The sequence below is a fragment of the Streptomyces sp. NPDC000941 genome, assembly GCF_053599555.1.
Genome location: NZ_JBSFMM010000026.1, coordinates 35,867 through 59,730, shown reverse-complemented (window position 1 = coordinate 59,730; position 23,864 = coordinate 35,867). Strand labels below are relative to the sequence as shown.

At 71.5% G+C, this 23,864-nt stretch carries 28 protein-coding genes; 10 read left to right on the top strand and 18 right to left on the bottom strand.

Annotated elements, in window-relative coordinates:
- Positions 1 to 7 precede the first annotated feature (7 nt).
- Together ACWDSL_RS11705 and ACWDSL_RS11700 are read right to left on the bottom strand one after the other, a co-directional pair.
- Positions 8 to 655, bottom strand: a complete 648-nt coding sequence (locus tag ACWDSL_RS11705) for a hypothetical protein (RefSeq protein ID WP_450484181.1) — start codon at positions 653 to 655, stop codon at positions 8 to 10.
- A 16-nt stretch (positions 656 to 671) separates the two neighbouring features.
- On the bottom strand, positions 672 to 1,811 hold the full coding sequence (locus tag ACWDSL_RS11700) for a DNA polymerase III subunit beta family protein (RefSeq protein WP_450484179.1): 1,140 nt from the start codon (positions 1,809 to 1,811) through the stop codon (positions 672 to 674).
- Positions 1,812 to 1,930: 119 nt separating this feature from the next.
- Here ACWDSL_RS11700 and ACWDSL_RS11695 point away from each other — a divergent pair, with 119 nt between their 5' ends.
- Entirely contained in the window at positions 1,931 to 2,320 is a 390-nt protein-coding gene (locus ACWDSL_RS11695; RefSeq protein ID WP_450484177.1) for a VOC family protein, read from the top strand.
- 1 nt (position 2,321) lies between these two features.
- Here ACWDSL_RS11695 and ACWDSL_RS11690 read toward each other — a convergent pair whose 3' ends face one another.
- The 9 genes from ACWDSL_RS11690 to ACWDSL_RS11650 form a co-directional block, all read right to left on the bottom strand.
- Entirely contained in the window at positions 2,322 to 2,603 is a 282-nt protein-coding gene (locus ACWDSL_RS11690; RefSeq protein WP_358645155.1) for a gas vesicle protein K, read from the bottom strand.
- Positions 2,600 to 2,824 carry a gas vesicle protein gene (locus ACWDSL_RS11685; RefSeq protein WP_450484175.1) on the bottom strand — a complete coding sequence of 75 codons (225 nt, stop codon included), beginning with the start codon at positions 2,822 to 2,824 and terminating at the stop codon, positions 2,600 to 2,602. Before ACWDSL_RS11685 ends, ACWDSL_RS11690 begins: the two co-directional genes overlap by 4 nt.
- A complete protein-coding gene (locus tag ACWDSL_RS11680; RefSeq protein WP_450484173.1) occupies positions 2,821 to 3,693 on the bottom strand; it encodes a GvpL/GvpF family gas vesicle protein in 873 nt (290 codons plus the stop codon). The genes ACWDSL_RS11685 and ACWDSL_RS11680 overlap by 4 nt, the downstream gene beginning before the upstream one ends.
- Positions 3,690 to 4,052, bottom strand: coding sequence for a gas vesicle protein (locus tag ACWDSL_RS11675; RefSeq protein ID WP_450484171.1), 363 nt, complete (start codon positions 4,050 to 4,052; stop codon positions 3,690 to 3,692). The genes ACWDSL_RS11680 and ACWDSL_RS11675 overlap by 4 nt, the downstream gene beginning before the upstream one ends.
- Before the next feature lie 7 nt (positions 4,053 to 4,059).
- On the bottom strand, positions 4,060 to 4,311 hold the full coding sequence (locus ACWDSL_RS11670; protein WP_450484169.1) for a gas vesicle protein GvpG: 252 nt from the start codon (positions 4,309 to 4,311) through the stop codon (positions 4,060 to 4,062).
- A gap of 1 nt (position 4,312) precedes the next feature.
- Positions 4,313 to 5,074, bottom strand: a complete 762-nt coding sequence (locus ACWDSL_RS11665) for a GvpL/GvpF family gas vesicle protein (protein ID WP_450484167.1) — start codon at positions 5,072 to 5,074, stop codon at positions 4,313 to 4,315.
- Between the two features lie 4 nt (positions 5,075 to 5,078).
- On the bottom strand, positions 5,079 to 5,549 hold the full coding sequence (gene gvpJ, locus ACWDSL_RS11660; protein WP_450484165.1) for a gas vesicle protein GvpJ: 471 nt from the start codon (positions 5,547 to 5,549) through the stop codon (positions 5,079 to 5,081).
- Positions 5,550 to 5,618: 69 nt separating this feature from the next.
- Positions 5,619 to 5,930: a gas vesicle protein GvpO gene (gene gvpO, locus ACWDSL_RS11655; protein WP_450484163.1), complete on the bottom strand. Its 312-nt coding sequence runs from the start codon at positions 5,928 to 5,930 to the stop codon at positions 5,619 to 5,621.
- Between the two features lie 149 nt (positions 5,931 to 6,079).
- On the bottom strand, positions 6,080 to 6,877 hold the full coding sequence (locus ACWDSL_RS11650) for a FadR/GntR family transcriptional regulator (protein ID WP_450484161.1): 798 nt from the start codon (positions 6,875 to 6,877) through the stop codon (positions 6,080 to 6,082).
- A gap of 240 nt (positions 6,878 to 7,117) precedes the next feature.
- Here ACWDSL_RS11650 and ACWDSL_RS11645 point away from each other — a divergent pair, with 240 nt between their 5' ends.
- From ACWDSL_RS11645 to ACWDSL_RS11620, 6 genes are all read left to right on the top strand, one after another.
- On the top strand, positions 7,118 to 8,500 hold the full coding sequence (locus tag ACWDSL_RS11645) for an MFS transporter (protein ID WP_450484159.1): 1,383 nt from the start codon (positions 7,118 to 7,120) through the stop codon (positions 8,498 to 8,500).
- A 124-nt stretch (positions 8,501 to 8,624) separates the two neighbouring features.
- Positions 8,625 to 10,358, top strand: a complete 1,734-nt coding sequence (locus ACWDSL_RS11640) for a dihydroxyacetone kinase family protein (protein ID WP_450484157.1) — start codon at positions 8,625 to 8,627, stop codon at positions 10,356 to 10,358.
- A gap of 10 nt (positions 10,359 to 10,368) precedes the next feature.
- Positions 10,369 to 10,854, top strand: a complete 486-nt coding sequence (locus tag ACWDSL_RS11635; RefSeq protein ID WP_450484155.1) for a ribose-5-phosphate isomerase — start codon at positions 10,369 to 10,371, stop codon at positions 10,852 to 10,854.
- The gene (locus tag ACWDSL_RS11630; RefSeq protein ID WP_450484153.1) at positions 10,854 to 11,663 is read left to right on the top strand and encodes a triose-phosphate isomerase family protein; all 810 of its coding nucleotides are present in this window, start codon (positions 10,854 to 10,856) and stop codon (positions 11,661 to 11,663) included. The genes ACWDSL_RS11635 and ACWDSL_RS11630 overlap by 1 nt, the downstream gene beginning before the upstream one ends.
- Position 11,664: 1 nt before the next feature.
- Positions 11,665 to 12,474: a sugar phosphate isomerase/epimerase family protein gene (locus tag ACWDSL_RS11625; protein ID WP_450484151.1), complete on the top strand. Its 810-nt coding sequence runs from the start codon at positions 11,665 to 11,667 to the stop codon at positions 12,472 to 12,474.
- Positions 12,471 to 13,346 (top strand): phosphogluconate dehydrogenase C-terminal domain-containing protein, encoded by an 876-nt coding sequence (locus ACWDSL_RS11620; RefSeq protein WP_450484149.1) that lies wholly within the window; start codon positions 12,471 to 12,473, stop codon positions 13,344 to 13,346. Before ACWDSL_RS11625 ends, ACWDSL_RS11620 begins: the two co-directional genes overlap by 4 nt.
- Before the next feature lie 203 nt (positions 13,347 to 13,549).
- Here the strand turns inward: ACWDSL_RS11620 and ACWDSL_RS11615 are convergent, their stop codons facing one another.
- On the bottom strand, positions 13,550 to 14,101 hold the full coding sequence (locus ACWDSL_RS11615) for a DUF6924 domain-containing protein (RefSeq protein WP_450484147.1): 552 nt from the start codon (positions 14,099 to 14,101) through the stop codon (positions 13,550 to 13,552).
- A 230-nt stretch (positions 14,102 to 14,331) separates the two neighbouring features.
- Here ACWDSL_RS11615 and ACWDSL_RS11610 point away from each other — a divergent pair, with 230 nt between their 5' ends.
- Together ACWDSL_RS11610 and ACWDSL_RS11605 are read left to right on the top strand one after the other, a co-directional pair.
- Positions 14,332 to 15,534: an MFS transporter gene (locus ACWDSL_RS11610; RefSeq protein WP_450484145.1), complete on the top strand. Its 1,203-nt coding sequence runs from the start codon at positions 14,332 to 14,334 to the stop codon at positions 15,532 to 15,534.
- 6 nt (positions 15,535 to 15,540) lie between these two features.
- Positions 15,541 to 15,957 carry a hypothetical protein gene (locus ACWDSL_RS11605; RefSeq protein ID WP_450484143.1) on the top strand — a complete coding sequence of 139 codons (417 nt, stop codon included), beginning with the start codon at positions 15,541 to 15,543 and terminating at the stop codon, positions 15,955 to 15,957.
- 53 nt (positions 15,958 to 16,010) lie between these two features.
- On the opposite strand, the gene ACWDSL_RS11600 is transcribed toward ACWDSL_RS11605, so the two are convergent.
- From ACWDSL_RS11600 to ACWDSL_RS11590, 3 genes are all read right to left on the bottom strand, one after another.
- The gene (locus ACWDSL_RS11600) at positions 16,011 to 16,262 is read right to left on the bottom strand and encodes a type II toxin-antitoxin system RelE family toxin (protein WP_450484141.1); all 252 of its coding nucleotides are present in this window, start codon (positions 16,260 to 16,262) and stop codon (positions 16,011 to 16,013) included.
- The gene (locus tag ACWDSL_RS11595) at positions 16,259 to 16,513 is read right to left on the bottom strand and encodes a type II toxin-antitoxin system Phd/YefM family antitoxin (RefSeq protein ID WP_450484139.1); all 255 of its coding nucleotides are present in this window, start codon (positions 16,511 to 16,513) and stop codon (positions 16,259 to 16,261) included. The genes ACWDSL_RS11600 and ACWDSL_RS11595 overlap by 4 nt, the downstream gene beginning before the upstream one ends.
- A 78-nt stretch (positions 16,514 to 16,591) precedes the next feature.
- On the bottom strand, positions 16,592 to 16,888 hold the full coding sequence (locus tag ACWDSL_RS11590) for a hypothetical protein (protein ID WP_450484137.1): 297 nt from the start codon (positions 16,886 to 16,888) through the stop codon (positions 16,592 to 16,594).
- A gap of 197 nt (positions 16,889 to 17,085) precedes the next feature.
- Between ACWDSL_RS11590 and mfd the strand changes: the two genes are divergently transcribed.
- A complete protein-coding gene (gene mfd, locus ACWDSL_RS11585; protein WP_450484135.1) occupies positions 17,086 to 20,619 on the top strand; it encodes a transcription-repair coupling factor in 3,534 nt (1,177 codons plus the stop codon).
- Between the two features lie 83 nt (positions 20,620 to 20,702).
- Here mfd and ACWDSL_RS11580 read toward each other — a convergent pair whose 3' ends face one another.
- The 3 genes from ACWDSL_RS11580 to ACWDSL_RS11570 form a co-directional block, all read right to left on the bottom strand.
- A complete protein-coding gene (locus ACWDSL_RS11580) occupies positions 20,703 to 22,049 on the bottom strand; it encodes a nucleotidyl transferase AbiEii/AbiGii toxin family protein (protein ID WP_450484133.1) in 1,347 nt (448 codons plus the stop codon).
- Positions 22,046 to 22,705, bottom strand: coding sequence for a hypothetical protein (locus ACWDSL_RS11575; protein ID WP_450484131.1), 660 nt, complete (start codon positions 22,703 to 22,705; stop codon positions 22,046 to 22,048). The genes ACWDSL_RS11580 and ACWDSL_RS11575 overlap by 4 nt, the downstream gene beginning before the upstream one ends.
- A gap of 92 nt (positions 22,706 to 22,797) precedes the next feature.
- Positions 22,798 to 23,841 (bottom strand): DUF4331 family protein, encoded by a 1,044-nt coding sequence (locus tag ACWDSL_RS11570; RefSeq protein ID WP_450484129.1) that lies wholly within the window; start codon positions 23,839 to 23,841, stop codon positions 22,798 to 22,800.
- Between the last annotated feature and the right edge of the window lie 23 nt (positions 23,842 to 23,864).

Sequence of the window (23,864 nt, the reverse complement as noted above, 5' to 3'; positions counted from 1 at the left end):
GCCGTTTTCAGCCCGCCAGCGAGGTGATCGCCCGGCTGAGAGCGTCCTGTGCGTCCTCGGGCAGCCACCGCGCCGCGTGCACCATGCGCAGGGCGGTGACCAGGCGCCGCAGGTCGTCGTCGGTGCCGAGGTCGCCCAGGTACGGTGGCAGGATCACGCCGAGCGCCCTGAGGTCGGCGCGGGCGCACAGCCCGGCCACCAGCTCTGCCAGCGAGCCGTCGGCGGCTCGGGGCGCGGCCGCGCCGGTCGTGCGCAGCCCGTCCGCAATGGCGAAGCGGGTCCAGTGCGCGTACTGCCCTTCGGGTACGTCGGCGACGCGGGCGGCCGCCAGCGCGAGGTGTTCCCGGGCCTCGGCCGTCTTGCCGAGCGTCCGGTACGCCTGGCCCATGTTCAGGTGCAGAGAGGCGTAGAAGCCACGGACCCGGTCGTCGCCCACCGCGTCGGCGCGGTCCAGGCACTCCTGGTTCCAGCGCAGCGTCTCCTCGGGGGTCGGCTGGTGGCGGGCCAGGTAGTGGGCGGCCACACAGGCCTCGTAGTCATCGGCGGCGGTGTCCCAGGCGCGCTGGAACAGGGCGCGCGCGTCATCACCCCGGCCTTCGGCCTCGGCGGTCATGCCCTGGACGCACAGGCGGACGATGGAGTTGTCGGGATCCACGGTTCTTCGGTCCTTTCTAGCCAGTTTCGGTGGCGGTGGAGTGCCGCACCGGCATGACCAGGGTGGTGAAGCTCCCCTGGTCGGCGGAGCGGACGACGACGGGCCGGGCCGCGGACACGATCTCCAGCAGCACATCGGGCCCCACACTCGCGTCGAGCGCCGGCAGCAGTACGCCGGGGTCGAAGGCGATCCGCAGCGGCGGTCCGGTGCAGATGGCGCGCAGCGCGGTCGCGGCCCCCGGCCCCGAGGATTCCTCCGCTTCCTCCGCTTCCTCCGCCGAGATCAGGAGGTCGTCCCCGGCGGTCGTGAGTGTGATCGCCCGGTAGCCGGTGTCCAGGCCGTGCGCGATGGCCCGCCGTAGCCCGGCCCGGTCGGCGATCACCCGGTGCCGGGCGGCCCCGAGGTCGTCCAGCACCATCCGGTACGCGGGAAACACCTCGTCGGAGCCCACCAGCTCCCGGCACTCGCCGCCGCCCCGTACGCGGGCCTGCCGCCCCTCGACCTCGACGGTGACCTCGGGCAGCCGCCGGGCCCAGGCCGCTGTCTCCGTCAACTCATTGATGTCCGGCAGCAGTTCGCACGGCTCGCCCGCGATCGACAGCGGCCGGAGCGCCCGTACGGCCAGCCGGTAGCGGTCCGTGGCCACCAGCCGGATCTCCTCGCCGTCGATCTCGACGAGTACGCGGCCGAGCACCGGGAACTCCTCCCGTACCGCGCCCGCCGCCACCGCCGAGCCCACCTGCCGCACTGCGCGCGCCAGTTCGGCCCCGCCGACGCGGACCTCGGCGCGGCGGGTGCCCCCGGGCAGTGCGCGCAGGATCTCCTCGACCGTGGCGCGGGCCGCCGCGGCCGACTCCCTCGTCCGGCCCAGATGAGCCCGCAGCACCTCGCGGGCCTCCTCGTGCGGCCCGTCCAGCACGGCCGTCGCGTCGACCAGCGGCAGCTCGGCCTCCCGCAGCCGGCGCAGCAGCGCGGCGCGCGGCTGCTGCGCCGCGGCGTAGTAGCGGTAGCCGGTCGCCGTGTCCACGTGGGCGGGGCGCAGCACCGCGCAGTCGTCGTAGAACCGCAGCGTGCTCGGCGCCAGCCCCACCCGCCGGGCGAAGGCGCCGATGCTCAGCAGGCCGTCCGTATCAGCCGTGTCATGCGTGTCGTCCATGGGCGCGATTGTTGAGGTTCATGCGGCTTGAAGGTCAAGAAAACTCCTCGCGGGGAGGCGATGAGTTCCGTCGGGCCGGGCGGTCCTACGAGCAGCACCATTCCGCTAGGGAGATCATCATGACCGACAGCACCATGGGCACCCGCATCACCGAGCTGGGCCGGGTGGCCGTCCCAGTGTCCGACCAGGACCGGGCGCTGGACTTCTACGTCGGCACGCTCGGCTTCGAGAAGCGCGCGGACGTCCCCTTCGGCGACGGCCACCGCTGGATCGAGGTGGCGCCGGTCGGCGGCGCGGCCGCGATCTCGCTGGTCCTGCCGATGGAGGGGCAGTCGCCGGGCGTCGAGACCGGCATCATTCTGACCAGTGAGGACATCGACGCCGACCATGCCGCGCTGCGGGACCGCGGTGTCGACGCGGACGAGGAGGTCCAGCGATGGGGCGACCCCGTGCCGCCGATGTTCAGCTTTCGCGACCCGGACGGCAACAAGTTCATGATCGTGCAGTGATTCAGTCCCGGGGGAGCAGTGTGCCCAGCGGGCCGAGGTCCAGGTTGAGGTCTTCGGGGCGCAGGCCGTGCTGGGCGCACAGCTCCGCCATGCGCTGGTCCAGGAGCATCAGCGTGGTGCCGATGCGTTCGATCTGCTCGTCGCCGAGTCCGCCGGCGTCGATCCGGCGCAGGGCCTGGCGTTCCATCAGCTGTCGGAGGAGTTCGACGACGGTCAGGACGAGGGCGACCAGGTCGCGGCCCACCGTGTCGGCGTCGAGGTCGAGCCTGCCGCCGCCGGTCACAGCGGGCCGCCGTCGGCCCAGGGGGCGGGGACGCGCTCGTTGACTGAGGAGAGCAGGGCGTGCAGGGAGAGGCGTACGAGGGGCACCTCGGCGATGGCGATGACCACGTCGCCGCTGATGACGACCCCGGTGGCCAGCACCCGGTCGAGCAGGTCCACCAGCGGCACGCCGATCGGTCCGTACGCTTCCGCGGGGGCGGTTCCCCAGGTGGCGGTGGTCATCGGGGGACGCCCCCGTCGGGTCCGTCGGCGAAGGAGTACGGGGCCCACGGGCCCGAGAGCTCGATCTGGACGGCCGTCTCCTCCCGGCGCAGGGCTTCCAGCGCGGCGCGCAGTTCGCTCTCGCGGGCGCTGTCGATCAGGTAGGCGGCGTTGAGTACGTGGGTGCGGTGCGCCCCGGTGACCTCGACCCCGTGCGGGCGCAGCCGCCGGGCGGCCACGGCGAGGCCGCGTACCACCGCGTCCACCCGTTCCGCGGCCTGGAGCGCATCGTTCTGATGCTGCTCGCGGACCTGGTGCCGACTGCGTACGCGGTCGAGATAGGCCCGGCCGTTGCCCGCCGCGACGCCGGGCGCGGCGTCGCCGGGTGGCGGGGCGGGGGAGGAAGCCGGGGGTGCGGGGGCGGTGTAGACCTTGACCCCCCACTCGACGCGGCCGGTGAACCGGCCGAGGGCGGCGAGGAAGGACTCCTCCTTCTCGCGCAGGGCGGCGCGGACCCGTGCGTCGCCGAGATAGAGCGTGGCGAAGGGCAGCGGCACGGTCGGTGTGACGGCCGACGCCGCCATGATCACCTCGTGGTGGGCGCGGGCGCAGCGCTCCAGTTCGTCGCGGTCGGTGAGCCTTTGCCGCAGGGCGTTTTCCGCGAACTCGACGGCGGACAGGTCCTGGACGACGGCGGTGAGCGGGCCCGCGGCGAGGGTACGGACCGGGGTGGCGTCGTCGAGTCCCGGGAGCCCGACCAGGGCGCCGGGGTCGCACCGTCGGCAGACGGCGAAGGCGTAGGTGACCGTGGGGAGCTGACCGGGCGTCCGGTCGGGGGTCCGCTCGGGGGGCCGTTGGGGGGACTGCTCGTTGTGCTGCTCGGACGTCATCCGTCCCTCCTTTCCTCACCGCCGACGGGGCTCAGCTCCCCCGCGTCGCCGCCGGATTCCAGCGCCTCCAGGCGGCTGCGCAACTGTGCGTTCTCCTCGGCGAGGGCGTCGCGCGCGGCGCGGGAGGAGAGCGCCGGATCGGTCTCCCACCAGTCGATTCCGGCCCTGCGGGCGGTGTCGACCGACGACACGAACAACCGGAGCCGGATGGTGAGCAGTTCGATGTCGAGCAGGTCGATCTTGATGTCGCCGGCGATGACGATGCCCTTGTCGAGCACCCGTTCCAGGATCTCGGCGAGGTTGGCGGTGGGCGGGGCCGTGCCCAGGGGGGTCCTGCCCGTCAGCTCGGGATCGATCACGGCCGCCTCACCGGTGCCTCACGGGTAGGGACGGGACCGACCGCTCCAACAAGTCGAGCAGCCGGTCCTCTTCTCGCTCGAACTCCTCGGGGCTGATCACCCCCGAGTCCAGGTCCTCGTTCAGCTCGGCGAGCCTGGTGCGCAGGACCGCCGGGTCGTGCAGCTCGTGCTCCGCGGCGTCCACCAGGCAGTCCGCGATCCAGATCACGCCCCGGACCGGCGCCATGGGGAGGAGGACGAGCCCGCTCAGCAAGCCCATGTCACGCTCCACTCGGGACGGGGTCACGCCGGGGGGTGCCCGGGGCGGGGTCGACAAAGCTGTAGCAGGGCAGCGGCCCGGTGAGGCGCAGCTCGACATGGCTGCCGTGGGCCGCCGCGAGGCGCTCCACCACGGCCCGGAACCGGTCCTCCGCACGTCGGTCGAGAAGGAAGGAGACGTTGAGCACGCACCCGGGCACCTCCGGCCCCCGCACCTGCTCCACCGCCACCGCGGACAGCTCGGCGACCACCGCGGCCGACGCGGCGGCGGCCCGGCCGGACAGCCCCCGGGCCACGGCCTCGCCGAGCCGCACGCTGGCCTCGTACCCCGGGGACCGGCGCGCGGCGGCGCGCGCCCGGGCCACCTCGGGGCTCTCCCGGACCAGCGCGGGCAGCCCGGCCTCGACCGGCATGGCCTTGAGGTTCATCTCGATCCGGCCGGCCAGACGGTCGAGCGCGGCGAGATGCGCACGCTCGGAGGCGGCCAACTGGCGCCGCACCGCCTCCTCGTCGGGCGCGATCATCCCGAAGCGCATGGGCAGCACCGGGCCGTCCGCCGCCAGCGCCAGCGCCAGGTCCTGGTGCGCGAGGAGGTCGCGCCGCTTGGCGCGCAGGCCGGGCGGGGCGTCGCTGACCACGGCGGCCAGCTCTCCGGCGCGGAGCGTACGGACCGGGGCCGGGTCCGCGCCCACCCCGGTGCGGCCGGGCGGCACCGGGTGGGAGGCGCGGACGACGCCGTAGACGTACACGCCCTGTGCGGCCATGGGGTCAGTCCTCCTCGTCGGTACGGCGGCGGGGGCGGGCGGCCGCGCGCTCCCGCGGGCGACGCTCCTCGTCCCGGTCCTCGTCCTCGTACTCGTCCTCGTCGCCACCGCCGGTCACGGCCTTCTTGACCTTGCCGCCCACGGTCTCCACCGTCTTCTTGGCCGTCTTCTTGGCCACCTTCTTGCCGAGGCCGGCCTTGCCCGCGCCCAGCAGTTCGGGCACGGTCGTGCTGCTGCGGTCGAATTCCAGGTCCAGGCGGTTGCATGCCTCGGCGAAGCGGAGGTACGTGTCCACGCTCGCCACGACGATCCGGGCGTCGACCTTCAGGATCTCGATGCCGACCAGGGAGACCCGGAGGAAGACGTCGATCACCATGCCGCGGTCGAGGATGAGTTCGAGGACGTCGTAGAGGTTGCCCGAGCGGGAGACGCAGACGACGTCGTCGGTGTGGGTGGGGGCGTAGGTGGGGGCCATGATCGGAGCGTCCTTTCGATGGCTCGGCCCTGGGCGCCGGCCGGGCTCGCCCGGCCTGGCCCGGGCCGGTCAGCAGTCGTCGGCCGAGCCGCGCCGATAGCGGCGGACTCTCCGGTACTCACGGAGCTCACCGCGCTCGTCGACGTCCACCTCGTAGGTGGCCAGCAGGCTGGTCGTGTCGGGGATCCGGGCGACCTCCACGACATCCACGCTGACGCGCCAGCCGTCCTCGACCCGGCACACGGCGCTGACGCCCTCGGCGGGGTGGGTTATCAGAGCGGCGAGCCGTTCGCTGGCGCAGGCGGCCGCCTCCGCCGCACCGGTCCTGCGGGGTGCGCGGTCCGCCTTCGGGGGAGAGGTGTGCCGCTCTCGCTCTGCCATGTGCATCAGTCTGGCCGCATGGCGGGTTCGGCCGCGCTTTGAGATGGGCCAATACGGTGGCCCGCCCCGCCCGGCCCCGCGTGCGTACGAGCTGTCGCCGCTCGCGTACGAGCGACGCGCCGCCCGTCCGGTGGCTGCCTACGCGGCCCCTACGCGCCGCCGCCCGGAGCGTTACCCGAAGGGCCGCCCGGAGCCCCGCCCGAAGCCCCGCCTTCCTCCGTGCTCAGCGAGGACCACAGCCGCTCGCTCGCGCACTGCATGTGATCCGCCATGGCCCGCTCGGCCGCCTGCGGATCGCGGTCGCGGATGGCCTGGAGGATCGCGCCGTGTTCCTTCAGCGTCCCGGCCACCGTGCCCTCGATGTCGCCCGCGCGCTCCATCCACACCTGGAGCAGCGAGCGGATGCTGTGGAGGATGTCGCTGAGGACCGTGTTGCGCGCGATGGTGGCGGTTTCCAGGTGGAAGGCGATGTCGGCGTCGATGAACGCCGTGACGTCGCCACCCGCCTCCCGCATCCGCTCCAGATGCGCCTCGAGCCGTTCGACGTCCGCGTCCTCGGCGCGCTCGGCGGCCAGCCGGGCGGACACGGCCTCCATGAAGGTGCGCACCTCGACCAGGTCGTGGGTGCGGCGCTGGCCGAGCATCAGCCCCCAGTTGATGGCCCGGGGCAGGAACTCCGACGTCCCGGCGCGTACGTAGGAGCCGGAGCCGGGGCGGATCTCGATGATGCCGAGCACATCGAGAGCGGAGAGCGCACCCCGCACACTGGAACGGGCGACATTGAGCGCCTCGGCCAGCTGGCGCTCGGCGGGCAGCCGGGTGCCGGGCTTCAGGTGGCCCTCGGAGAGGTGGTCCAGCAGCCGCTTGGCGACCTCGCTGACCGATGACTCCCGGACGACCGGGCGCAGCAGCGCGGTGAAGTTCGGCTGGTCGGGCTCGGCGCTCACGTGGCGTTTTCCCCTCATGGACTCGGGTCCTGGACATACCGACCCCCTAGTACATCACCAGCGGCGACGGCCTGGGGCGGCAGTGTCATAAGGGGGCTGACCTAAGCGCTGGAGGGCCGCCCGTCAAGAGTTTCAAAAGCGACATACATCACTTTGGTTAATTGGTGACCAATTTTCGGAACGTGGCCTAGCGTGTAGCCACCCCGCAGGACAAAGCCGTCCGCTCAGTCAGGAGCCGCCATGGGCACTGTCGCCCCATCCCCCGTCATACGGGACGTCGAGAGATCGGCCGTCAAGAAGGTCGCGCGGCGTCTCGTCCCCTTCGTCGCCCTGATGTTCTTCGTGAACTTCCTGGACCGGACCGCGGTCTCGTTCGCCGAGCCCAACGGCATGGGCGATGACCTCGGCCTCTCGGCGGCTCAGTTCGGACTGGCCTCCGGCGTCTTCTTCATCGGCTACATCCTGCTGGAAGTGCCCAGCAACATGGCCCTGCACCGGTTCGGCGCCCGCCGCTGGCTGGCCCGGATCATGGTCACCTGGGGGATCGTCTCCCTGCTGTTCACCTGGGTGGAGAGCACCGGGCAGCTGTACGGGCTGCGCTTTCTGCTCGGCGTCGCCGAGGCGGGCTTCTTCCCCGGGGCGATCCTCTACCTCAGCCAGTGGGTCCCGGCCCGCCACCGCACCAAGATCCTGGCGCTGTTCTACCTGGCCCAGCCGCTGACCACGGTGATCGGCGCCCCGCTCGCCGGGCTGCTGATCAACCAGCACGGGGCGTTCGGCCTGGACGGCTGGCGCTTCATGTTCCTCGGCGTATCCATCCCCGCGATCCTGCTCGGCATCATCGCCTGGTTCTATCTGATCGACCGGCCGGCCGACGCGAAGTGGCTGACCCAGGACGAGAAGGCCTGGCTCACGGCCGAGCTGGCGCGCGAGAACGGCACGAAGACGGACGGCGCGAAGGCATCCTCCGGGCACGGTGGGCGCGGTGCGCTCAAGGCGGCGTTCACCAACGGCCGGGTCTGGGTCCTCTCCCTCGTCTACTTCGGCTTCATCTACGGCCTCTACGCCCTGGCGTTCTTCCTCCCCACGATCATCAGCGGCTTCGAGGACCAGTACGGCACCAAGTTCTCCGTGCTGGACAAGGGCCTGATCACCGCCATCCCGTACCTCCCCGCCGCCATCGCGCTGTTCTTCTGGTCCCGGCACGCCACCCGGCACGGGACGCGCGCCTGGCATATCGCGGGACCGGCGGCGCTCGGCGGGATCAGCATCCCGCTGGCCCTCTACATGGGCTCCCCGAGCGCGACGATCGCGGTCATCACCGTCACCGCGTGCTCGATCTTCGCCGCCCTGCCCGTCTTCTGGTCGCTGCCGTCCCAGTTCCTCACCGGAGCCGCCGCGGCCGCCGGTATCGCCCTGATCAACACGATGGGCAATGTCGCGGGCTTCGCAGCCAGCTACATCACCGGCTGGCTCAAGGACTTCAGCGGCTCCTACTACCTTCCGCTCTTCGTCGTCGGCGGCTTCATGCTCCTGTCGGCCGTCCTGATGCTCTGGCTCTCCACCCGGCCCCTGCCACAGGCCGCGGACGCGGAGCAGGAGCTGATCACGACCGGGCACTGACCCAGGCACCGGCCCGGCACCGGCCCGGGCAGGGTCCCGGCACCGGCCGGGCCCTGTCCCGGGCCCTGTCCCCGCCCGGCCGGCACGTATCGATCTCACCCCCGTGGCCCGGAGGCCGCCTGCCATGACTCGACTGTTCAACACCCCCGCCGCCTTCGCGGACGAGGCCCTGGAGGGCTTCGTCGCCGCCCACCGCAGATGGGTGCGGCGCGTCCCCGGCGGTGTCGTCCGTGCCACCCCCACGGCCCCGGGCCAGGTGGCGGTCGTCATCGGCGGCGGCTCCGGCCACTACCCGGCCTTCTCCGGCCTGGTCGGCCGGGGCCTGGCCCACGGCGCCGCGGTCGGCAACGTCTTCGCCTCGCCCTCGGCCCAGCAGGTCCACCAGGTGGCGAAGGCCGCGCACGGCGGCGCGGGGGTGCTGCTGACCTTCGGCAATTACGCCGGTGACGTGCTGCACTTCGGCCAGGCCGAGGAGCGGCTGAACGCCGAGGGCGTCGACTGCCGGACGGTCGTCGTCACCGACGACATCTCCAGCGCCCCCGTCGAGGAGTCCGCCAAGCGCCGCGGGGTCGCCGGGGACCTCGCGGTGTTCAAGACCGCCGCCGCGGCGGCCGAGGCGGGCCTGCCGCTGGACGAGGTCGTACGCCTCGCCGAGCTGGCCAATGCCCGCACCCGCTCGTTCGGCATCGCCTTCTCCGGCTGCACCCTGCCCGGCGCCGACACCCCGCTGTTCACCGTCCCCGAGGGCCGGATGGCGGTGGGCCTGGGCATCCACGGCGAGCCCGGTCTGTCCGAGGCCGCGGTGCCCACCGCCGACGAGGCGGCCGAGCTGCTGGTCTCCACGCTGCTGGCCGAGCGGCCGGAGGGCGTGGAGACCCCGCGCGGGCTGCGCGCGGGCGTGATCCTCAACGGGCTCGGGGCGGTCAAGTACGAAGAGCTGTTCGTGGTCTACCGCAGGGTGGCCCGGCTGCTGGACGAGGCGGGCGTGGTGGCCGTCGACCCGGAGGTCGGCGAGCTCGTCACCAGCTTCGACATGGCGGGCGTCTCGCTCACCCTCTTCTGGCTGACCGAGGAGCTGGAGCCGCTGTGGACGGCCCCGGCCGACGCGCCCGCGTACCGCAAGGGGGCGCTGGGGCCGGCCGCGGACATCAGCTCCGAGGGCCCTGAGGAACAGCCCGAGCAGATCACCGTCCCCGCCGCGAGCGAGGAGTCGCGCGCCGCGGCCCGTACGGCGCTGAACGCGCTGGCCGCCCTCGTACGGACCGTCGACGAGCACGCCGACGAGCTCGGCCGCATCGACGCCGTCGCGGGCGACGGCGACCACGGCATCGGCATGCGGCGCGGCGCCGAGGCCGCGTACGAGGCCGGACGCCGCGCCCTGGGCCTCGGCGCGGGCGCGGGCACCCTGCTGTGCCACGCCGCCGACGCCTGGGCCGACCGGGCCGGCGGCACCTCCGGCGCCCTGTGGGGCGTCATCCTGCGCCAGGTCGGCACCGCACTCGGCGACGCCGACCGGCCCGACGCGGCCGCCGTCGCCACCGGTGTGGCCGCCGCCGCCGACGGCGTGATGCGGCTCGGCAAGGCGGAGGTCGGCGACAAGACGATGGTCGACGTGCTGGTCCCGCTGGCCGGAGCGCTCGGCGAGGCCGTGGCCGAGGGGCAGCCCCTCGCCGCCGCCTGGGACGCCGCGGCCACCGCCGCCGAGGCCGCCGCCAAGGCCACCGCCGAACTCCTCCCGCGCCTGGGCCGCGCCCGCCCGCACGCGGAGAAGTCCCTGGGCACCCCGGACGCCGGTGCGGTGTCCCTGGCCCTGATCGCCCGCGCCGTGCACGGCGTACTTGCTGCGAAGAAAGATTGAGATGGCTCAGATGAACGACAAGCTCCGTATCGTCGTCGGCTCCGACGACGCCGGCTACGACTACAAGGAGATCTTGAAGAAGGATCTGCAGGCCAGCGAGCTGGTCGAGTCGGTCCAGGACGTGGGCGTGGACGCGGATGGCCACACCGCCTACCCCAAGGTCGCCATCGCCGCCGCCGAACTGGTCGCGGCGGGCAAGGCCGACCGCGCGCTGCTGGTGTGCGGTACGGGCCTGGGCGTGGCCATCGCCGCCAACAAGGTCAAGGGCATCCGGGCGGTCACGGCCCACGACAGCTTCTCCGTCGAGCGCGCCATCCTCAGTAACAACGCCCAGGTCCTCACCTTCGGCCAGCGCGTGGTCGGCCTGGAGCTGGCCCGCCGCCTGGTGCGCGAATGGCTCACCTACCGCTTCGACACGACGTCGGCCTCGGCGGCCAAGGTCGAGCTGATGTGCGCGTACGAGGAAGGCACGACCGAAGAGAGCACGGCCGCCTGATGCCCCGTCCCGCCGCCGTCACCATCGGCGTGAGCCTCAAGATGTACTTCGGCCACCACGAAACGCTCAACTGGTGCCGCCGCATCGCGGACATCGCCGACCGGCATCCGGCCGTCACCGGCGGCCTGGCCGAGGTGTTCGTCCTTCCCTCCTTCCCCACCCTCGTCCCGGTCTCCGGCCTGCTGGCCGGCACCGGGGTGCGGGTCGGCGCCCAGGACCTGGCCGCCCATGACGCCGGGCCGTACACCGGCGAGGTCAGCGGCGCCCAGCTCAAGGAGATCGGCTGCGGCTACGCCGAGGTGGGACACGCCGAACGGCGCCGCCTCTTCCACGAGGACGAGGCGGTCGTGGCCGCGAAGACCGCCGCCGCGCTGCGCAACGGCCTCACGCCGGTCCTGTGCGTCGGCGAGCCCGAGCGCACCGACGCCGAGCGGGCCGCCGCCCGCTGCGTCGCCGAGGTCGAGTCCGCCCTCGCGGACGCCGAGCGGGCCGGAGTGCTCGGCCCGCTGGTCGTGGCGTACGAGCCCCAGTGGGCCATCGGCGCGCCCGAACCGGCCTCGCCCGAGCACATCCGCGCGGTCTGCGCCGCGCTGTCCGCGTGGCTGGGCGGGCAGCGCGGCGGGCGGGGGCCGCTGGCCGGCAGCCGCGTCGTGTACGGCGGCAGCGCGGGGCCCGGTCTGCTCACCCGGCTCGGCCCCGAGGTCGGCGGGCTCTTCCTGGGCCGCTTCGCGCACGACCCGGCGGCGTTCGAACAGATCCTGGACGAGGCGCTGGCCCTGCACGGGACGCCTGTGGCGGGGGGTGTGTGAGATGGCCCTCGGCCTGAGCACGTACGCGTTCTTCTGGCAGATCTCCGGCAAGGCGCCCCAGCGGCTGACGCTGCCGGACATGCTGCACCGCACCCGTGAACTGGGCGTCGGGGTCTTCCAGATCTGCGACTACCCGCTGATCGAGACGTTCGACGACGCCGAGCTGGCGGACCTCCGCGCCCTCGCCCGGGAACTGGGCATCCAACTGGAGCTCGGCACGCGCGGGGTCCGCCCGTCCCATCTGCTCCGCTACCTCGACCTCGCGGACAAGCTGGGCGCGACCTTCGTCCGCTCCATGCTCAACACCAATGACCACCGGCCGACCGTGGACGAGGCCGTCGCCCTGCTGCGCGAGGCGCTGCCCGCGTACGCCGAGCGCGGGGTGACGCTGGGCCTCGAGACATACGAACAGGTCTCCACGGACGACCTGCTGGCCGTCGTCACCGGCGTCGACAGCCCGCACCTCGGCGTCTGCCTCGACCCCGGCAACAGCGTGGCCCGCCTTGAGCGGCCCGCCGACGTCATCGACCGCACCGCCCCGTACGTGGTCAACATCCACGTCAAGGACTTCTCCTTCACCCGCCGCGACGGCTGGGTCGGCTTCACCTTCGCCGGCTGCCCGCTGGGCGAAGGCCTCCTCGACTACGGCCACATGGTCGGCGCGGTCCGCCCCGAGGAGCGGGGCGTCAACCAGATCGTGGAGCACTGGCTCCCGTGGCAGGGCGGTTTCGAGGAGACCGCCTGGCTCGAAGACGCGTGGACGAAGCACAGCGTCACCACATTGAACACCCTGATGAGGAGCGCCTCATGACCACCCCCACCGCCCACGAGCCCAAGACCGTCGCCGTCGTCGGCGCCGCCGGAAAGATGGGCCTGCGCGTCTCGGCGAACCTCGAGAAGAGCGACTTCCGCGTTCTGTTCAGCGAGAACTCCCCCAAGGGCCAGGAGATCCTGGCCGAGCTCGGCCGCGAGATCACCGACTCCGACAAGGCCGCGGCCGAGGCGGACGTCGTCATCCTCGCCGTCCCCGACCGCGTCCTCGGCGCGGTGTCCGAGGCGCTGGTGCCGGTGATGAAGCCCGGTTCGGTCGTCCTCACCCTCGACCCGGCCGCCGCCTACGCCGGTCTGCTCGCCCGCCGCGACGACGTCTCCAACGCCTGCGCGCACCCCTGCCACCCCTCGGTCTTCCTGGAGCGCACCACCAAGGAGGAGTGGGCCGACACCTTCGGCGGCATCGCCGCGCCCCAGGAGGTCGTCGCCGCCTTCGAGTCCGAGGACGCGGCGGCCCGCGAGCTGACCGAGGCCGTCATCCGCACCATGTACGCGCCGGTCGTGGACGTCCACTGGGTCACCGTCAAGCAGCTGGCGGTGCTCGAGCCCACCCTCGTCGAGACCATCGCCTGCATGGTCGGCGCGCTGCTGACGGAGGCGCTGCACGAGACCGTCCACACGGTGGGCGTCCCGGAGTCCGCCGCCCGCGCGATGCTGCTCGGCCACACCCAGGTCGCCCTCGCCAACACGCTCAAGGGCGACAACCCGTTCTCCGACGCGTGCCTGATCGCGATGGACTACGGGCGTGAGTCGATCGTCCGTGACGACTGGAAGAAGGTCTTCCAGGACGACGAGCTCGACAAGGTCATCACCCGCATGCTCAAGATCAAGGAGATCCGCCGCGCGGCGTGAGCCGCGCTTCGGGCCGGCGGCCTGGCCTGGGCTGGCTTGGCCTGGTGCGGTGCGATCTGGTGCGGCTGGTGGCCCGCGCTACGGCCCCGCGCCGCCGGGTCCGGCGTGCGGTGGCGCCGCCGGGTCCGGCCGACCGCGAGCGCGGCATTAGGCCCGTTGCTGTCCCGCCTTTTGGGCCTGACGTCGCGCTCGACGGCTTCGGCCTATTCCGGCTCGCCGTCTTCGTCTTTGTCGTTCCCGTCCATCCGCTCGAACTCTTTCCAGACGTCCGTTCCCGGACTCGCTACGAGCAGATCGTCGTCGTCCCAGTCGAAGACGTTGAACTCGCTGAAGAACAAGTTGGCGATACGAACGTTGCACTCGACACTGGCGACATACAGGGCCGGGACGCGGAAAGGGGCCACCCGCTGCTCGTCGGGGTCGATGTCGATACCCAGAAGCGGAAGGTCTTCCGAAGCGAACGTCACGGCGTCGGCAAGGTAGACATGGTCGTAGGCCAGGTCGTGATCCGCCGGGGCCGCGGCGAGCACATCGCCCGGCTGCGTACCCCGGTACGTGTCGTGGTCCACTTCGGCGACGTAGTGCACGGCACGGTCGTAGTTGTCCGTGACATCGCCCGAGGGCTCAACGGCACCCTTCATCCCTACCGGCGTCAGCAGGGCCTGCGAGAGGCGTTGCCAGCCTTCGGCGTTGGTGAAGTCGGTTCGGATGACGGGCACACTGGCGTCTTGATGCCGGGGCAGGGGAAGGGTCATAGGTCTTCCTGGTAGAGGAACAGGGCCTGCGGCTCGCCGGCGACATTACGCCGGGCGTCCGACAAGGGCTGCGCCCGGTGCTGACCGCTCGATCCCGGCCGTTGGCGGGGAAGCGACATCATCCTCTGGGGCAGTGTTGGTGTCGCGATCCCGCCAGTCTTTTGCGGGCGTCCTTGATGGGCTGGTGGTTGAACAGCTCATCAAGGACGCCCGACAAAGAGCGGACATTCATGCTCACAGACACCGCGAATTCCGCCGGAACCACCGAATCAGCGCGTCGCTCAGCCGTGACGTCATGGCTGGCGGTGGTCTCGGTGATGATGGGGATATTCTCCATCGTCACTACGGAGATCCTGCCCATCGGCCTGCTGACATCCATCGGCTCAAGCTTCACCGTCTCGGACGGAATGGCCGGGCTGATGATGACCATGCCCGGGTTCCTGGCCGCGCTCTCCGCTCCTCTGGTCACCGTGGCCACGGCGCGCACCGACCGTCGGCTGATGCTGTGTGCCTTCATTCTCTTGTTGGCGGTGGCCAACTTCCTTGCCGCCGCGGCCTCCGGCTACTGGCTCGTTCTGGTGTCCCGGGTGATGGTGGGGGTCACCATTGGCGGGTTCTGGTCCATAGCGGCCGGGCTGGCGAGCCGACTCGTACCAGCGGACTCGGTGGGGCGGGCGACGGGGGTAATTTTCTCGTCGGTGCCCCTGGGGTCGGTGCTCGGCGTTCCGCTGGGGACCTTCATCGGAGACGCCACGACCTGGCGGATGGCTTTCGTGGTCATGGGAGTTCTGGCCGTCGCCGTCTTTGTCGCGCTGCTCGTGGTGCTTCCTCCGCTCCCGCCCGAGCAGGCCATTCGGCTGACCGTGCTCGGTGGCATGCTCCGGAGTGTCCATACGCGCTTCGCGCTGGCCGCGACTTTTCTCATCGTGCTGGCGCATTTCGGGGCGTATACGTACATCAATCCATTCCTGGAGCGGGTCACCGGGGCGAGTTCCGGCCTGATCACCGTGTCGCTGTTCATCTATGGAGCCGCGGGGATCGTCGGCAACTTCGTGGGCGGATCCCGCGCGGCCCGCTATCCGCGCGCCACGTTCGCGGTCGCGGCGGCGATGATTTCCGTGGCGACTCTGCTTCTGCCGGTGCTCGGCCAATGGCGAGCGGGTGCGATCGCCCTTCTGGTGGTCTGGGGAATGGCATATGGTGCCGTACCGGTCTGCTCACAGACGTGGTTCGCCAAGGCGGCGCCGCATGCAGTGGAGGCGTCATCCGTGGTGTTCACGGCGTCCTTCCAGGCCACCCTTTCGTTGGGGGCGTTGGCCGGGGGCGTCATTGTCGACCAGTCGTCCGTTTCGACTGTCATGACGTTCGGAGGCGTGACCGCTTCGTTGATGGTGCTGGTCGCTTGGCGTTCTCGCCTGATCCACGGGAAGTAGGAGGAGATGCCGGACTATCGCTACGAGCCGTGGTCGGGCCGACCCACGGAGTTCGGTGACCTCGGCCCCTGGACCCTTGAGCGGACTGAGTTCCGGAGCGTCTCCCAAGCGGCCGTGCACTGCTTCCCGGTCACCCTTCGCGGCCAGTTGATCGGCCATCTCTGGGCCTCGGAGACGACGGACGCGGCGAGTTTCTATCCCAGGAAGGGCATGGGGGCTGTCGGCTGGGACGCCCGAGGGGCGTGGACGAGGCGCTTGAAGGAGGCGCGGGACGCCGGTTTCTCCGCGTGGGAGGCGGTGCAGTACTGGGTGGGGGAGCCGGAGGATCCGAGGGGCGGGGGTGTGGCTGCCGACGCGGAGGGGCGGGTGCTGCCGGATTCGGAGGCGGTCTACCGGCTTGGAAGCCAGGCCGTCGACGAGTAGGCGCCGTACCCGTGCGGCCCCAAGGACCCTCCGGCTGGATGTTCGCGAGCAGGTCAGCCGGCGCGACCGAGATGCATGATCACGATGGTCACGGTCGAGTCCGTGACCTCGTACATGATTCGGTAGAAGCCGACATGTAAACGGCGGAGATCTGGGGATCCGTAGGTGGCGGTCCCTGGCGGACGCGGTTCTTCGGCGAGAAGATCAACGGAGGCGAAGACCTGTCGTAACCCCTCCGGGTCGTCCTTGAGGAAGCGGGCCGCAGTGTTCAGCGCCTGTTCCCGCCAGATGATCTGGTAGCTCAATCCTGCTCCAGCCCCAGTCGCTTGCGGGCCTCTTCGTGGGGGATCCCGACGAAGGTGCCGTTCGCCTGGCTGGCTCGGTACTCGGCCAAGGCCAGTGCGTCCTCAAGATCCGCCAGTTCCTGCGGATTTATCAGCACAGCCGCAGGCTGGCCGTGGTCGGTGATGGTGATGCGCTCGCGGGAGTGGGAGGCGCGGCGGACGAGGGACCCGAACCGGGCCCGGGCCTCCGTCATGGGCAGTACATCAGACATGTGCAGAACTGTACACTACTGTGCGCTCTGGTGAGGCTCTCCGTGGCGGTGGTGCGGCAGGGTCCCCGCGGCCCGCGCTCACCCGACGTCCCGCGGGTCCGGCACCGGGCCGCAGTCCTCGACGTAGTCTCTGGTCAGTGCGGCCAGCAACTCCGGGTCGGAATGGACCTCGGCGGTGTGCTGCCACGCGATGAGCATCTGAGCCACGGGCGCACTGTTGCCGACCCGGTCGGCCGCCCGCTTGGTGTCGACCAGTTCGACGGCGAAGGCGTGGAGGTCGGCCTCAGGTAGGAGATGTGCCCAGGAGTCCTCGTCTTCGATGCCGGCGTCCTTGAGTGTGAACGATCGGATGCGCTGCGTGTGGTGCGTCGACATGGCGTCATAGTGCCGCAAGGGTGACCTGGCGTGGCCGTGCATGTGCGGTCAGTTCGCGTGTGTGGTAAGGGTGGCGCCCGGGTCATCGTCGGACCCGGCGGACGTTGTCGGCGAGGGGCCGTACTCTGGAAGACCCCCGGCCCGTGAGACGTGTCGGGCCATTCGCGTTGTTCGCCTCCGGGATGGAATAGCCCCTTATGAGCCTTACCGGTCTGCTCGACGCCGTCGTACAGGACCCCGCGCTCGCCGAGGCGGTTCAGGCCGCCGCGAACGGCGGGCGGCACCATGTCGATCTGGTCGGCCCGCCGGCCGCCAGGCCCTTTGCCGTTGCCGCGCTGGCGCGCTCCGCCGGGCGGCCGGTGCTTGCGGTGACGGCCACGGGGCGGGAGGCCGAGGATTTGGCCGCCGCTTTGCGGTCGCTGCTGCCGCCGGACCTGGTGGTGGAGTACCCCTCGTGGGAGACGCTGCCGCATGAGCGGCTGTCGCCGCGGTCGGACACGGTCGGCCGGCGGCTGGCGGTGCTGCGGCGGCTGGCGCACCCCAGCAAGGACGATCCGGCGGCAGGTCCCGTGTCGGTGGTGGTCGCGCCGGTGCGGTCGGTGTTGCAGCCGCAGGTCAAGGGGCTCGGGGACCTGGAGCCTGTGAGTCTGCGGTCGGGGCAGAGCGCCGATCTGGAGGAGATCGTCGACGGGCTGGCGGCCGCCGCGTACGCGCGGGTGGAGCTGGTCGAGAAGCGCGGCGAGTTCGCGGTGCGCGGCGGGATTCTGGATGTCTTTCCGCCGACCGAGGAGCATCCGCTCCGGATCGAGTTCTGGGGCGACGATGTCGAGGAGATCCGCTATTTCAAGGTCGCCGACCAGAGATCCCTGGAGGTCGCCGAGCACGGGCTGTGGGCCCCGCCCTGCCGTGAGCTGCTGCTGACGGAGGAGGTGCGGCGGCGGGCCGGGGCGCTGGCCGAGGACCACCCGGAGCTGGGCGAGCTGCTGGGCAAGATCGCGGAGGGGATCGCGGTCGAGGGCATGGAGTCGCTGGCGCCCGTGCTCGTGGACGACATGGAGCTGCTGCTCGACGTACTGCCGGCGGGCAGCATGGCCGTGGTCTGCGACCCGGAGCGGGTGCGGACCAGGGCCGCGGACCTGGTGGCGACGAGCCAGGAGTTTCTGCAGGCGTCCTGGGCGGCGACCGCGGGCGGCGGGGAGGCGCCGATCGATGTGGGCGCGGCCTCGCTGTGGGGCATCGCGGACGTCCGTGACCGGGCGCGTGAGCTGGGCATGATGTGGTGGTCGGTGAGCCCGTTCGCGGCCGATGAGGACGTCGAGGAGGACACGCTCAAGCTGGGCATGCGCGCCCCCGAGACGTACCGGGGCGACACCGCCCGCGCGCTCGCCGACACCAAGGGGTGGCTGGCCGACGGCTGGCACACGGTGTACGTGACCGAGGCCCACGGCCCGGCCTCCCGTACGGTCGAGGTGCTGGGCGGTGAGGGGATCGCGGCGCGGCTGGACGGGGACCTCGCCGAGATCAAGCCGTCCGTGGTGCATGTGGCCTGCGGTTCGATCGAGTACGGCTTTGTGGACCCGGGCCTCAAGCTGGCCGTGCTGACCGAGACCGACCTGTCCGGGCAGAAGGCGGCGGGCAAGGACGGCGCCCGGATGCCGGCCCGGCGGCGCAAGACGATCGATCCGCTGAGCCTTCAGGCGGGCGATTTCATCGTCCATGAGCAGCACGGCGTCGGCCGCTATATCGAGATGGTGCAGCGCACCGTCCAGGGCGCCACCCGCGAGTACCTGGTCGTCGAGTACGCGCCCGCGAAGCGCGGCCAGCCCGGCGACCGGCTGTTCGTGCCGACGGACCAGCTGGAGCAGATCACCAAGTACGTGGGCGGCGAGGCCCCGAGCCTGCACCGGCTCGGCGGCGCCGACTGGACCAAGACCAAGGCGCGGGCGAAGAAGGCGGTCAAGGAGATCGCGGCCGACCTGATCAAGCTGTACTCGGCCCGTATGGCCGCGCCAGGCCACGCCTTCGGCGCGGACACCCCCTGGCAGCGCGAGCTGGAGGACGCCTTCCCGTACGCGGAGACCCCGGACCAGCTGACGACCATCGGCGAGGTCAAGGAGGACATGGAGAAGTCGGTTCCGATGGACCGGCTGATCTGCGGTGACGTCGGCTACGGCAAGACCGAGATCGCGGTGCGGGCGGCGTTCAAGGCGGTGCAGGACGGCAAGCAGGTCGCCGTGCTGGTGCCGACGACGCTGCTGGTGCAGCAGCACTTCGGTACGTTCACGGAGCGTTACGGCCAGTTCCCCGTGGTCGTGAAGGCGCTGTCCCGCTTCCAGACGGACACCGAGGCGAAGGCGGTCCTGGAGGGGCTGCGGGACGGCGCGGTCGACCTCGTCATCGGCACCCACCGCCTGTTCTCGTCCGAGACCAAGTTCAAGGACCTGGGCCTGGTCATCGTGGACGAGGAGCAGCGTTTCGGCGTCGAGCACAAGGAGCAGCTGAAGAAGCTCCGGGCGAATGTGGACGTGCTGACCATGTCCGCCACCCCCATCCCGCGCACCCTGGAGATGGCGGTCACCGGCATCCGCGAGATGTCCACGATCACCACCCCGCCGGAGGAGCGCCATCCGGTGCTCACCTTCGTCGGCCCGTACGAGGAGCGGCAGATCGGCGCGGCCATCCGGCGCGAGCTGCTGCGCGAGGGCCAGGTCTTCTACATCCACAACCGGGTCGAGTCCATCGACCGGGCGGCGGCGCGGCTGCGCGAGATCGTGCCCGAGGCGCGGATCGCCACCGCCCACGGCCAGATGTCGGAGAACGTGCTGGAGCAGGTCGTCGTCGACTTCTGGGAGAAGAAGTTCGACGTACTCGTCTCGACGACGATCGTCGAGTCCGGTATCGACATCTCCAACGCCAATACGCTGATCGTCGAGCGCGGCGACAACTTCGGCCTCTCCCAGCTGCACCAGCTGCGCGGCCGCGTCGGCCGTGGGCGCGAGCGCGGATACGCGTACTTCCTGTACCCGCCGGAGAAGCCTCTGACCGAGACCGCCCATGAGCGGCTGGCCACCATCGCCCAGCACACCGAGATGGGCGCGGGCATGTATGTGGCGATGAAGGACCTGGAGATCCGCGGCGCGGGCAATCTGCTCGGCGGCGAGCAGTCAGGACATATCGCGGGCGTCGGCTTCGACCTGTACGTACGGATGGTGGGCGAGGCCGTCGCCGACTACCGCGCCTCGCTGGAGGCGGGCGGGGAGCCGGAGGAGGCCCCGCTGGAGGTCAAGATCGAGCTGCCGGTGGACGCGCATGTCCCGCACGACTACGCGCCGGGCGAGCGGCTGCGGCTGCAGGCCTACCGGGCCATCGCCTCGGCGTCGAACGAGGAGGACATCCGCCACGTCCGCGAGGAGCTGACCGACCGCTACGGCAAGCTGCCGGAGCCGGTGGAGAACCTGTTGCTGGTCGCGGGGCTGCGGCTGCTGGCGCGGGCCTGCGGGGTCGGCGACATCACGCTCCAGGGATCCAACATCCGCTTCGGGCCGGTCGAGCTGCGCGAATCGCAGGAGCTGCGGCTGGGGCGGCTCTACCCGAGGTCCGTGATCAAGCCCGCAACCAAGCAGGTGCTGGTGCCCCGGCCGGCGACGGCCAGGATCGGCGGGAAGCCGCTGGTGGGGCGGGACCTGCTGGCGTGGACTGGAGAGTTCCTGACCACGATCCTGGGGGCGTAGCCGGGAGGCTTCAGGTTTGCGGTGGGTATGAGCCGCGACACGCCGACACCACGGCATGTCGTCGGCGCATACTCACCGCAACGTCACTCCGGCGGCGCCAGCTGGCGTGACGCCTCGACCGGGTCGCCGAGGACCTGGTTCAGGTGGTACGCCTTGCGGCTGAACGACCGGAAGGCGTACACGATCTCGGCCGCGTCCACGATCTCGCAGTCGGCGCGGCCGAGCAGTTCGCGGGTGATCACGATGGCGTTCTTCGCGTGCACATACCGATCGACCAGATGCTCCTGGAGCGCGTCCATGCCCGAATCCGCCAGCAGCGGCCGGCAGTCCCGCGTCCACCGGTCCAGCCAGGCCGCCCGCTCCAGGTATTCGGCGGACTCACCGCTGCCGTCGTCGAGGGCGGCGAAGGTGGGGGCGAGGGCCTTGAGGAGACGGCGGACGTAGGCGCCGCGAAGGCCCTTGATCTGCGGATGGTCCTTCTGGAACTCGAACCAGTCCGCCTCGACGCTCCCGATCCACTCCAGGAGCACCGGATTCCGCTCGTAGTACCCGCCCTCGACGCCCTGGAAGACATGGCGCAGCAGCCCGAAGCTCAGCTCGGTGGACTCGGCCAGCAGGACGGCGTCGTACAGGTCCTTGCCCTCGGGGTGCATATCCGTGATCAGCCACAGGATCTTCCAGGCGAGGGAGAGCTCGGGCGTGGCCGCGCCCAGCCGGATCGGGGGCTCGGTGCCGGTGTGGCGGGGGATCGAGGCGGGGGCCGCGGGCGCGGGCAGCGGCTCGTTGAAGACGAAGTCGAGCTGGACCGTGCCCGGCGGCACGCCGTCGTCCGTGGACCGCCACGGTATGACCAGACGGCGGCCGGGGACGCGGTCGTACGTCCAGATCTCGTCGCTGACCGCGCCCCGGGAGTCGATACGGACCGGACCGGCCGCGCGCCGGGCGCGGAGGTCGGCGGCGCGCGCGATGCCGTCGATCATCCGGTCCGTACGCTCGTCCTCCAGCTGCCAGGAGTCGGGCACCACGACGAAGTCCAGGTCCCCGGGCTCGCGCGCCGCCTCGCCGTACCAGGCCCTGAGCAGCACGCTGCCGCGCAGCACCAGATGCCCGGCCCACGGCGAGTCGGCGACGGCGGCCAGCACGAGGTCCGTGGCGCGGTGGCGGGCGGCGTACCAGCGGTGGCCGGCCACCGCGTTCTCGAACTGCGGCTCACCGGCCCGCATCGCCCGCGCGTGGTGGGCCATCGACGGGTCGAACACCGGGCGCTGCAGCACCCCTTCGCCGAGCACCGGCCGCAGCGACTTCGGCAGCCGCAGCTGCTCGGCGGCCGCCTCGGTCAGCTCTTCCTGGGGGATGGTGCCGTCCTCCGGCCACGGGCCCCAGCCGAACCCCGTCCACGACGACGCCGATGCCGGCTCTGTCTCTGTCATCGCGCTGCCTCCTCCTCGGCTATCCAGCCCGCGTCCAGGCCCTCGTCGCTGTCATACACGACGAATTCCCGCTCCATCGACACGATTTCGTGGCCGGTCGCGCGCAGGGCGGCGGTCAGCGCCTCCAGCCGGCGGCCCGCCGTATCGCGGCCGACCAGGCGGCAGCGCTGGGTGACGAAGCGCTCGGCGCGCCCGTCGGTTCGTATCCGGCGGGCGTTGCGGGAGAGGTGGGCCGTGTGGGCGGCGACGAGGCGGGTGAGGGTGGGGGGTGGCTCGGCGGCGTCCAGGAGCAGCTTGACGTGGTGCTCGAAGTAGTAGCGCGGGCCGAGCGCCCGGGCCTCCTCGTCGGACACCGGCACCCCCGCCGCCCACGGCGCGGCCTCGACCTTCGTCCGTACGACCGGGAAGCCCGCGCCGGCCAGCCCGGCGGCCGCCGTGTCGGCGGCGGAACGGGCCGCGGGCAGGGTGCCGTCGGCGCGCAGGGTCAGCATCGGCTGGGAGGGTACGCGGCCACGGTCGAGGACGATATGCGCGAACTTCCAGGCCCGCGCGGCCGCGTACCGCTCCAGCGCGCGGTACGGGAGAGGGGAGTCCGCCCTCCCCGTGACAGGGCGGACCGTCAAATGGATCTCGAACTCGCCGATGACCGTGAACACACCGCAGATGTTCTCAGGCAGGCGGTTCGGAGTTGGGTGCCGGGCCGTCGCGGCTGTCGCGCGCGGCTACCGCGGCGGCCGGGGCAGGGCCTTCAGTGCCGCGCCCCGGCCGCCGACAGGTAGGGGAAGACGTCGCTCGGCACCCCCGTGGCCGAGCTCGCGTCCAGCCCCAGCTTGACGGGCACGCCGAGCACCAGCTCGAACATCACCTCCGGTACGCAGTCGGTCAGCCCGCGCCCGTTGCGCCGGTCGACCGCGAACACCGCGTCGCTGCCCACCTCGTAACGCAGCACGTCGGGGAGGAACAGATCCCGTACGCGGGCGGCGTGCGCCGCCGCGTCGGGCACCGCGCCCACGGCTGCCGCGGCCCGCTCGGCGGCCCGCAGGATCTCGGCCCCGTAGCGGCCCTGGTCCTCGGCGGGCTCGGTGGCGTTGAAGTCGATGTGCCGCTCGGCGTCTTCGAGGTCGAAGAGCGTGTTGAGCAGCGGGTTCGCACAGCGGTTGATCTGCCGCCAGCCGCCCGCGTCGGTGGCCAGCACGGTGGAGCCCCAGAAGCCGATGGCCGCTCCGGCGCCGCCGAGGGCTTCGTCCGGCACCTCCAGGACGATCGCCTGGACGTCGGTGCCCGCGAAGAGATTGGTGGCACCGGCCGGGTCGAAGTCCGCCAGCTCGGGCGCCGTGCCCTGGGCGATGGCGGTCTTCACGGCCGTGACGACCGTGCCCTCGATCCAGAACGGATCCCCGGCCGCGCCCGCCCACGCACGCAGCCCGTCGGGCGTCTGCGCGGGCTCGCCGGTGGTGCTGGTGGTGCCGGTGGCGCCGGTGAGCAGCACGGGGCCGTCGGCGAAACGGTCGCGGGCGGCCGGGCCGTCGAGGCGGCGCAGCTCCCAGCGCTGGCTGCCGTCGGCGGCCGGGGGCTGGAAGGTGAAGCGGTAGGTGATGTCCTCGACGGCGTCGCCGTCCGTGTCCACCTTGATCTCGTAGCGGCTCTCGTCGTCGTGGAAACCGCCGCCGCCCGAGAGCGGGTTGACGTTGACGACGAAGACGGTGCCGGTGGTGCCGTGGAACAGGTAGGTGTCGCTGATGTCGAGCCGCGGGTCCTGGCGGGCGAGCTCGGAATCGTGGTGATGGCTCATCAGCGTTCCTGTTCTGTGCATGA

Excerpts from the sequence above, each read along its gene's own strand:
- ACWDSL_RS11700 (WP_450484179.1), bottom strand. The coding sequence starts at position 1,811 with ATGGACGACACGCATGACACGGCTGATACGGACGGCCTGCTGAGCATC.
- ACWDSL_RS11695 (WP_450484177.1), top strand. The coding sequence starts at position 1,931 with ATGACCGACAGCACCATGGGCACCCGCATCACCGAGCTGGGCCGGGTG.
- ACWDSL_RS11685 (WP_450484175.1), bottom strand. The coding sequence starts at position 2,824 with ATGACCACCGCCACCTGGGGAACCGCCCCCGCGGAAGCGTACGGACCG.
- ACWDSL_RS11680 (WP_450484173.1), bottom strand. The coding sequence starts at position 3,693 with ATGACGTCCGAGCAGCACAACGAGCAGTCCCCCCAACGGCCCCCCGAG.
- ACWDSL_RS11670 (WP_450484169.1), bottom strand. The coding sequence starts at position 4,311 with ATGGGCTTGCTGAGCGGGCTCGTCCTCCTCCCCATGGCGCCGGTCCGG.
- ACWDSL_RS11665 (WP_450484167.1), bottom strand. The coding sequence starts at position 5,074 with ATGGCCGCACAGGGCGTGTACGTCTACGGCGTCGTCCGCGCCTCCCAC.
- gvpJ (WP_450484165.1), bottom strand. The coding sequence starts at position 5,549 with ATGGCCCCCACCTACGCCCCCACCCACACCGACGACGTCGTCTGCGTC.
- gvpO (WP_450484163.1), bottom strand. The coding sequence starts at position 5,930 with ATGGCAGAGCGAGAGCGGCACACCTCTCCCCCGAAGGCGGACCGCGCA.
- ACWDSL_RS11645 (WP_450484159.1), top strand. The coding sequence starts at position 7,118 with ATGGGCACTGTCGCCCCATCCCCCGTCATACGGGACGTCGAGAGATCG.
- ACWDSL_RS11640 (WP_450484157.1), top strand. The coding sequence starts at position 8,625 with ATGACTCGACTGTTCAACACCCCCGCCGCCTTCGCGGACGAGGCCCTG.
- ACWDSL_RS11635 (WP_450484155.1), top strand. The coding sequence starts at position 10,369 with ATGAACGACAAGCTCCGTATCGTCGTCGGCTCCGACGACGCCGGCTAC.
- ACWDSL_RS11630 (WP_450484153.1), top strand. The coding sequence starts at position 10,854 with ATGCCCCGTCCCGCCGCCGTCACCATCGGCGTGAGCCTCAAGATGTAC.
- ACWDSL_RS11625 (WP_450484151.1), top strand. The coding sequence starts at position 11,665 with ATGGCCCTCGGCCTGAGCACGTACGCGTTCTTCTGGCAGATCTCCGGC.
- ACWDSL_RS11620 (WP_450484149.1), top strand. The coding sequence starts at position 12,471 with ATGACCACCCCCACCGCCCACGAGCCCAAGACCGTCGCCGTCGTCGGC.
- ACWDSL_RS11615 (WP_450484147.1), bottom strand. The coding sequence starts at position 14,101 with ATGACCCTTCCCCTGCCCCGGCATCAAGACGCCAGTGTGCCCGTCATC.
- ACWDSL_RS11610 (WP_450484145.1), top strand. The coding sequence starts at position 14,332 with ATGCTCACAGACACCGCGAATTCCGCCGGAACCACCGAATCAGCGCGT.
- ACWDSL_RS11605 (WP_450484143.1), top strand. The coding sequence starts at position 15,541 with ATGCCGGACTATCGCTACGAGCCGTGGTCGGGCCGACCCACGGAGTTC.
- ACWDSL_RS11595 (WP_450484139.1), bottom strand. The coding sequence starts at position 16,513 with ATGTCTGATGTACTGCCCATGACGGAGGCCCGGGCCCGGTTCGGGTCC.
- ACWDSL_RS11590 (WP_450484137.1), bottom strand. The coding sequence starts at position 16,888 with ATGTCGACGCACCACACGCAGCGCATCCGATCGTTCACACTCAAGGAC.
- mfd (WP_450484135.1), top strand. The coding sequence starts at position 17,086 with ATGAGCCTTACCGGTCTGCTCGACGCCGTCGTACAGGACCCCGCGCTC.
- ACWDSL_RS11580 (WP_450484133.1), bottom strand. The coding sequence starts at position 22,049 with ATGACAGAGACAGAGCCGGCATCGGCGTCGTCGTGGACGGGGTTCGGC.
- ACWDSL_RS11570 (WP_450484129.1), bottom strand. The coding sequence starts at position 23,841 with ATGAGCCATCACCACGATTCCGAGCTCGCCCGCCAGGACCCGCGGCTC.